The organism is uncultured Thiodictyon sp. (assembly GCA_903837595.1).
GTDB lineage: Bacteria > Pseudomonadota > Gammaproteobacteria > Chromatiales > Chromatiaceae > Thiodictyon.
The window spans coordinates 1-7,615 of sequence record CAILVI010000179.1; the positions used below are offsets into that span (position 1 = coordinate 1).

At 66.6% G+C, this 7,615-nt stretch carries 7 protein-coding genes; 1 reads left to right on the forward strand and 6 read right to left on the reverse strand.

What is annotated here, in order from left to right:
* The 3 genes from QZY44_RS09590 to QZY44_RS09600 all read right to left on the reverse strand — a co-directional run.
* Nucleotides 1-1,061, reverse strand: a 1,061-nt coding sequence (locus QZY44_RS09590) for a glycosyl hydrolase family 18 protein (protein WP_295445570.1), incomplete at its 3' end; no start/stop codon positions are given.
* Nucleotides 1,062-1,068: 7 nt separating this feature from the next.
* Nucleotides 1,069-2,892: a sodium-extruding oxaloacetate decarboxylase subunit alpha gene (oadA, locus tag QZY44_RS09595; protein ID WP_295445572.1), complete on the reverse strand. Its 1,824-nt coding sequence runs from the start codon at nt 2,890-2,892 to the stop codon at nt 1,069-1,071.
* Between the two features lie 28 nt (nt 2,893-2,920).
* Nucleotides 2,921-4,339: an acetyl-CoA carboxylase biotin carboxylase subunit gene (locus QZY44_RS09600; RefSeq protein WP_295445574.1), complete on the reverse strand. Its 1,419-nt coding sequence runs from the start codon at nt 4,337-4,339 to the stop codon at nt 2,921-2,923.
* 189 nt (nt 4,340-4,528) lie between these two features.
* Between QZY44_RS09600 and QZY44_RS09605 the strand changes: the two genes are divergently transcribed.
* Nucleotides 4,529-5,008, forward strand: coding sequence for a universal stress protein (locus QZY44_RS09605; protein ID WP_365303848.1), 480 nt, complete (start codon nt 4,529-4,531; stop codon nt 5,006-5,008).
* A 40-nt stretch (nt 5,009-5,048) separates the two neighbouring features.
* Here the strand turns inward: QZY44_RS09605 and QZY44_RS09610 are convergent, their stop codons facing one another.
* From QZY44_RS09610 to QZY44_RS09620, 3 genes are read right to left on the reverse strand one after another with little or no spacing between them, the layout of a single operon-like run.
* A complete protein-coding gene (locus tag QZY44_RS09610; protein WP_295445576.1) occupies nt 5,049-5,996 on the reverse strand; it encodes a phosphatidate cytidylyltransferase in 948 nt (315 codons plus the stop codon).
* Nucleotides 5,993-6,613, reverse strand: a complete 621-nt coding sequence (locus tag QZY44_RS09615) for a lysophospholipid acyltransferase family protein (RefSeq protein ID WP_295445578.1) — start codon at nt 6,611-6,613, stop codon at nt 5,993-5,995. Before QZY44_RS09615 ends, QZY44_RS09610 begins: the two co-directional genes overlap by 4 nt.
* Nucleotides 6,610-7,263 carry a CDP-alcohol phosphatidyltransferase family protein gene (locus QZY44_RS09620; RefSeq protein WP_295445580.1) on the reverse strand — a complete coding sequence of 218 codons (654 nt, stop codon included), beginning with the start codon at nt 7,261-7,263 and terminating at the stop codon, nt 6,610-6,612. The genes QZY44_RS09615 and QZY44_RS09620 overlap by 4 nt, the downstream gene beginning before the upstream one ends.
* Nucleotides 7,264-7,615: the final 352 nt, after the last annotated feature.

Here is a 7,615-nt window from a genome sequence, read left to right on the forward strand (position 1 = left end):
AGCACCGCCTCCTCGAAGGTCCGCTCCTCCGCTGGCTTACCCTTGCCCCAATCGTAGGCATAGCCGCCGATGCCGACGATCGTCTTGTCCGCCGGCACGTCACGGGCGCGCTCACGTAGGACTTTGGCGAACCAGGGCAGGCTGGCGATGGGCCCGGGCGCGCCGGTGGACCAGTGCTCGTCGTAGGTCATCAGGATGACCAGGTCGACGCTGGCCGCGATCTTCTTGTAGTCGAAGGCCGAGTCGCTGGCGGGGACATTGACCGAGACCTTTAGTCCCTTGGGGTGAAAGGCGGCAGAGAACTCTGCGAGTAAGCTGTAGAAGCCCGCGTGGGACTTGGGTGGGAGGTTTTCGAAGTCGATGCTGACCCCGGCATAGCCGTGGCCCTGAACAAAGGACAACACCTGCGCGACCACCCGGGCGCGGGCCTTGGGATCGCCCAGCATCCGCCCGAGCTTGGCGCCTTCCCATTCGGTCCCGCTCCAATTGTTGATCAGCGGAACGATGGCGACCTCGGGCCGATGGGTGCGGATGTAGGCGGTGTATTGGGCGGTGCGCTCCGGGTCGTTCTCGCGCAGGGTCCCGTCGGCCTCCTTCAGGTGCAGCCACTCGCCGATGACCATATCCAGGTTGCCCAGGTTTTCCTTGAGCGACAGGATGCTGGTGTCGTCCCAGTTGACGAAGAAACCGATGGATAAGGGGTCCGCGGCCGCCGTATTGCTCGGATGACGGGGGCGGGCGAGGGTCAGTTGCAGGCCGCGTTCGCGCTCCTTCAGGAGCTTAGTCTTGGCGTCGCTCAGCGCATGTTCCTGCCGGGTCTGCGGGCGGGCGGCGGGAGACGCTGCGATCGCCGGCAGTGGATGGGCGCCGTGGGGGAGGAAGCTGACCCCCGGCAGTGCCAGCGCCGGCAACGCCGGGCTGAGCAGGATGCTCACCACCAGAGCGCCGAGCAGGACCGAAAGGCCCAGCCACAGGGCCAGCATCCCGAAGCGCAGACGCGGCCAGCGCTTGCGCTCGGGGTCGTAAAATACGGGGTGCGTTGGCGGTTCGTTGATGTTCATTGATGGTTCAGGCCGGTGTAATCTCCAGCAGGACCTCGTCGGGGTTTACCGCATCCCCCTTGATGACGAAGACCGCGCTCACGGTGCCGGCGATGGGGGCCTGGATCTCGGTCTCCATCTTCATGGCCTCGGCGACCAGGACCGGTTGGCCGGCGGTGACCGTGTCACCCTCTTTCACCAGCACATCGACGATGTTGCCGGGCATGGAGGTGGTCACGTGGCCGGGGGCGGTGGGCTTGGGCCGCCGGCCGGCAATCGCCTTCTTTACCGCGCCTTCCACCCCGCCGGTCAGCACCAGCTCATCCAGGGTCTCGACCACGACCTCCTCGGGAACGCTGTCGATCTCCAGATAGAAATGCCGCTCCGCCTGGCCCTTGGGGCCGACGCCGGTGACCTTGATGTGGTAGGTCTCACCGTGGACCGCTACGTTGAATTCGGTGGGGGCGGTGCCGGTCGCCCCGGCGCTCGCCGGGGGCACCAGCGCCTCCGGCTGCAGGGTGCCGGCCGCGCGGTGCTCCAGAAAGGCGCGCCCCACGTCCGGGAACATGGCAAAGGTCAGCACGTCCTCCTCCGACCGGGCCAGCGGCCCGATGTCGTGGGTGAGACGCTCCAGTTCGGGTGGCAGCAGGTCCGCGGGTCGGCACTCCACGACCTCCTCATTGGCGATCGCCTGCTGTTGCAGGGTCGGATTGACCGGCCCGGGGGCGCGGCCATAGCGGCCCTGCAGATAGAGCTTCACCTCGTTGGTGATGGTCTGATAGCGCTTGTCGGTCAGTACATTGATGACCGCCTGGGTACCGACGATCTGGGAGGTCGGCGTCACCAGCGGGGGAAAGCCCAGGTCCTTGCGCACCCGCGGGATCTCCTCCAGCACGGCGGACATGCGCTCCAGCGCGTTCTGCTCCTTCAACTGGTTGGCCAGGTTGGAGATCATGCCGCCGGGCACCTGATTGACCTGGACCCGGGTGTCCACGCCGGTGAAGTCGCTCTCGAACTGGTGATAGCGCTTGCGCACCTGATAGAAATAGATGCCGACTTGCTGGATGGCCGTAAGATCCAGCCCCGTATCGTAGGGGGTGCCGCGCAGGGCTGCGACCATGCTCTCGGTGGGTGGATGGGAGGTCCCGCCGGCCATGGACGAGATGGCGGTATCGATCGTATCGCAGCCGTTCTCGATGGCCTTCAGGTGGCACATATCCGCCAGCCCGGAGGTGGCGTGCGAATGCAGGTGCAGCGGCAGGTCCACCGCGTCCTTCAGGGCCTTGACCAGTTCGGCGGTGACATAGGGCGTCAGGAGGCCGGCCATATCCTTCAGCGCGAGTGAGTCGCAGCCCATCTGGGCCAACTCACGCCCCAAGGCGACGAAGGCGGCGATGTCGTGGACCGGACTTTGCGTATAGCAGATGGTGCCTTGGGCGTGCTTACCCGCGGCCTTGGTCGCCTCGATGGACGTCTGGAGGTTGCGCGGGTCATTGAGTGCATCGAAGATGCGGAAGACATCCATGCCATTGGCGGCGGCGCGGGTGACGAAGGCGCGCACCACGTCATCTGAATAATGGCGATAGCCCAGCAGATTCTGCCCCCGCAGGAGCATCTGGAGCCGGGTCTTGGGCAATGCCTCGCGCAGCCTCGCCAAGCGCTCCCAGGGGTCCTCTTTCAGGAAACGCACGCAGGCGTCGAAGGTTGCCCCACCCCAGCACTCCAAAGACCAATAGCCGATGGCGTCGAGCTGCCCACAGATCGGCAGCATGTCCTCCAGGCGCAGGCGGGTGGCGAACAGCGACTGATGGGCGTCACGCAGGACGACCTCGGTGATATTGATCTTCGGCATGGTGTTTTCCGGAAAACGGCTAAATAGGTTAAAGGCCGGCATGCGCGGCGATGGCGGCGGCCAGGGCGGCGGCGATGTCTTCCTTACGGCGCTTTTCCGAGTACACCAGGAGTTCCGGGTGGGCGTCCAGGAAGCCGGTATTGAAACGTCCGGAACGGAACTCGGGATGGCGCAGGATTTCCTGGTAGAAGGGCATGGTCGTCTTGATGCCGAACACGCCCATGTCCTTCAATGCGCGGGCGCCGCGGTTGAGCACATCGTCCCAGGACAGGGCCCAGACGACCACCTTGGCGAGCATCGAGTCATAATAGGGCGGCACCGTATAGCCGGTATAGATACAGGTGTCGGTGCGTACCCCGGGACCGCCCGGCGCATAATAGCGGGAGATGCGCCCGAAGCTCGGCAGAAAGTTGTTCTTGGGGTCCTCCGCGTTGATGCGGAACTGCATGGCGAAGCCGCGGCGGGTCACCTCGTGCTGCTTGAAGCGCAATGGCAGCCCGGCGGCCACGCGGATCTGCTCCTCCACCAGGTCCACCCCGGTGATGGCCTCGGTGATGGTGTGCTCCACCTGGATGCGGGTGTTCATCTCCATGAAATAGAAACGCCCGTCCGTGTCCTGCAGGAACTCCACGGTGCCGGCATTGGTGTAGCCGACCGCGCGCGCGGCCAGCACCGCGAGCCCGCCCACATACTGGCGCTCCGCCTCGTCGATCTGGGGGGAGGGGGCGATCTCGATCAGTTTCTGGTTGCGCCGCTGGATGGAGCAGTCCCGCTCAAAGAGGTGGATGCAGTTGCCGTGGTGGTCGCCCAAGACCTGGACCTCGATGTGGCGCGGATTCAGCACACACTTTTCCAGGAAGACCTCGGCCCGGCCGAAGGCCTTGGTCGCCTCCGAGATGACCCGCTCGAAGTTGTGGCGCAGGGCCTCACCGTCGTCGCAGCGGCGGATGCCCCGCCCGCCGCCGCCGGAGGTGGCCTTGAGCATGACCGGATAGCCGATCTCACCGGCTACCCGCAGGGCCTGGTCGATGTCCTCCAGGTAGCCGGCGCTGCCCGGGGTGATCGGCACCCCCGCCTTCTGCATGGCGAAGCGCGCCTGCGTCTTATCCCCCATGCGTGCAATCACCTCCGCGCTGGGGCCGATGAAGACGATGCCGCGCCGCGCGCAGGCGATGGCGAGCTCCGGGTTCTCCGAGAGGAAGCCGTACCCGGGGTGGATGGCATCGCAACCGGTGGACAGAGCGAGGTTCACGATGTTGTGGACGTTGAGGTAACCGGCCAGCGGGTCGCTGCCCAGGCTGTAGGCCTCGTCGGCCTTCTTGACGTGCAGCGAGAAGCGGTCCGCCTCCGAATAGATGGCGGCCGAACGGATGCCCATCTCGGCACAGGCGCGGATGACGCGCACTGCAATCTCGCCGCGGTTGGCGATCAGGATCTTTCGCAGCATCGTAGGGGACTCTGGGGCTCTAGGGCGGGGGCGGCGGCGCGGCGCGGGCGTCGGGTGGCCTGACCAAATTTGTTGCTATGCAGCAATATACCGGACCCGGGGGAATCTGCAAGCCTTCGCAGAAAGCTGACGGCGAGCGGCGCTTTCCGGGATAATTGCCGTCAGACCGGCAACGTAACCCGAAGGTGCATGATGGACAGCGGACACTACACTCATCTGTTACTGGCAGTGGACTTCGAACCGAGCGGCGTGCCCGTCATCGCGCGGGCGCGGCAGTTGCGCGCCCTGTTCGGGGCACGGCTGACCTTGTTGCACGTCCTGGAGCACGTGACGGCGGCCCAAGAGTACCTGCCGCTGGGGTTCGGCGGGGACCTGCCGGTCCCGGACGATTTGGGTCTGGAGCAGGAACTCCTAGACATCGCCCGCCGCCAGTTGGACGTCGTGGGCGATACCCTGGAGGTTGCGGCTGCGGACCGCCTGGTCCGGGTCGGCCCACCCGGCCATACCATTGACACGGTCGCCACCGAGGTGGGGGCGGACTTGGTCATCGTCGGCAGCCATGGGCAGCACGGATTCCTGGGGCTGTTCGGTTCCACCGCCAAGGCCGTGCTGCGCAGCCTCAACTGCGATGTGCTGTGCGTCAAGCTGGCAGAAGTCGCTGACGCCTGAACGCCGCGGGAGCGCCGACATCCTGTCGGCGACGCCGCGCTCAGGTGTAGAAATAACGCACCGTATGAAAGAACACCGGAGCGGCAAAACACAATGAGTCGATCCGGTCCAGCACCCCGCCATGTCCCTCGATCAGGGTGCCGAAGTCCTTCACCCCGCGGTCGCGCTTGATCGCCGACATGACGAGCCCTCCGACGAAACCGACCAGGCAGACCAGCAAGGCGATGCCCCCGGCGGCGGCCGGGCTGAAGGGCGTCACCCACCAGAGCCCGGCCCCGACCAGGCTGGCGGTGGCGATCCCGCCGACCGTGCCCTCCCAGGTCTTGTTGGGGCTCAGCTTAGGCACGATGCGATGTTTGCCCAGGGTCTTGCCGAAGACATACTGGAGCACGTCGCTCAACTGCACCACGACGATCAGATAGAGCAGCAGCTTGGCCCCCTGATCCTGGTAGCCCGGGATCTGGAGCATCAGCAGTGCCGGGGCGTGGCTCACGCAGTAGACGGCGATCATCAGGCCCCACTGGATGGTGGCGGTGCGGGCCAGGAAGTCCTCGGTGTCCCCGGAGAGCGCGCTGCGCACCGGGATGAACAGAAAGGCATAGACCGGGATGAAGATGACGAAGAGCCCGTACCACTGGATCCCCACCAGCAGATATTGCGCCGGTGCGAAGACGAAGAAGGCCCAGAACAGGGTCCGGTGGTCGCCCCGGCGGCTCGGGGTGAGGGTGATGAACTCCCGCAAGGCGAAAAAGGACGTCAGGGCAAACAGGATCACCGACCCAACGCCACCGGTGGCGAGCGCCGCGACGAACACTGCCGTCATTATCCACCAGGAGCGGATGCGGGCGTTGAGGTTGGCGACCACCAGGCGGGCCTGGTCATCCCGTACCCGCCGGGCCAGCACCCAGCCGATCAGACTGCTCAGTGCCAGCAGGCTGCCGATGCCGCCGAGCAGGAGCAGCATCTGCGGGTCTTTCAGCAGGTTCATGCGTGTTCTCCGAGGGCGACCAAGGCCGCGCGGGCGCGTTGCAGGAAGGCGTGCCGATCCTCCCCCGGTGCCAGGGTGAGCGGCGCGCCGAAGGTGGCACTGCCCAGCAGCGGCACCGGCAGGAACTCACCCTTGGGCAGGATACGGCTCAGATCCTCAAGATACACCGGCACCAGTTCCACGCCTGGCCGTTGATGGGCGATGAAATAGAGCCCCGGCTTCAATTCACCGATGCTGGTGCCGTCGCCGCGGGTGCCCTCGGGGAAGATGATCAATGAATCGCCCGCCGCCAGCGCCTGGTCGATTTTGTGCAGCGCCTCGCGGCTGCCGCTGCCCCCCGAGCGCTCGACCAGCAGTGCGTTCAGGACTTGGCCGGTGAGCCAGCGGCGCAGCCCCGGTCGGTCCCAATAGTCGGCGGCGGCCACCGGGCGGGTGCGTGCGCGGATGGCGGCGGGCAGGGAGGCCCAGATCACCAGGGTGTCCAGGTGGCTCGTATGATTGGCGTAATAGACCCGCTGCGCGCTGGTCGGGGCCGAGCCGACCCAGCGTGCCCGCACCCCCGTGATCAGCCGGGTGAGAAAGGCGAGCAGCCGGGCCGCCAGCGGCGCCGCGGTCATCGCGCCTCCAGGGCGGCCAGGATCGCGCGGGTGCGGCGCACGGCGGTCACGCTGGCGCCGACGACGATCACGATCAGCGCCAGCATCAGCACCGGCCCGTCCAGCCCCCAGTGGCAGACGAGCGCCGCGGTGATGAGCGCGATGGTCATCGCCGCCATCCGGTGCGGTTTGGCCATCGGCCCGGCAAAGCTCTGGGGCAGGCCTAGCGTACCGCCCAGCGCCCGGATATAGGCGGTCAGCAGTGCCAGCAGGCCCGCCGTCCAGGCCAGTTCCGGACCCCAGGCGAGGCCGCAGGCATAGCCGGCCGGGATGATCAGCAGCGGATCGGCGATCCGGTCCGGGACCTCGTTGAAGACATCCCCGGAGCGCGAGCCCAGCCCCCCTTCCACCGCGACCATGCCGTCGAGCAGGTTGCACAGCAGCCGCAACTGGATGCAGACGGCGGCGGCGAGATAGAGCCCGCTGCGCACCCCCGGGGGCGCGGCCGGCGACAGCATCATTGCGACCGCCCCCAGCGCGGCAAAGCCCAGGCTCGCGAGCGAGATATGGTTGGGCGCCACCCGCCGTGCGGCGAGCCAGCGGGCGAGCGCCCGCGCCCAGGCGGTGTCGCGGGTCTTGAGTGGCCGGCGGGCGGGTGGTGTGGCTGACATCGGCGGGGTCTCGGTGGTCGAGGCGCGGTGCAACACAGATGGGCACGCGCGCCCTGACAAACAATGCCAGCCATCATGAAGGTCCCCGTGGGAGCGGCCTCCGGCCGCGATGCGACGCCGCGATAACGGCGGTAAACGGCGAGTATCCGGTTCCACCCTGAGTTGCCGGTCGACCCCAACGGGGTCGAACATACCAGCCCAGGGCAACGCCCTGGGTGTGAGGTATATGAGGGAGCCTAGCCCTTAAAGGGCGTGACATAAGGCCCTGCGCCGTTATGTCACGCCCTTTCAGGGCTAGGCTGACCACGATGCTATCCCAGGGCGTTGCCCGGGGCTGATATGTCGCGCCCCT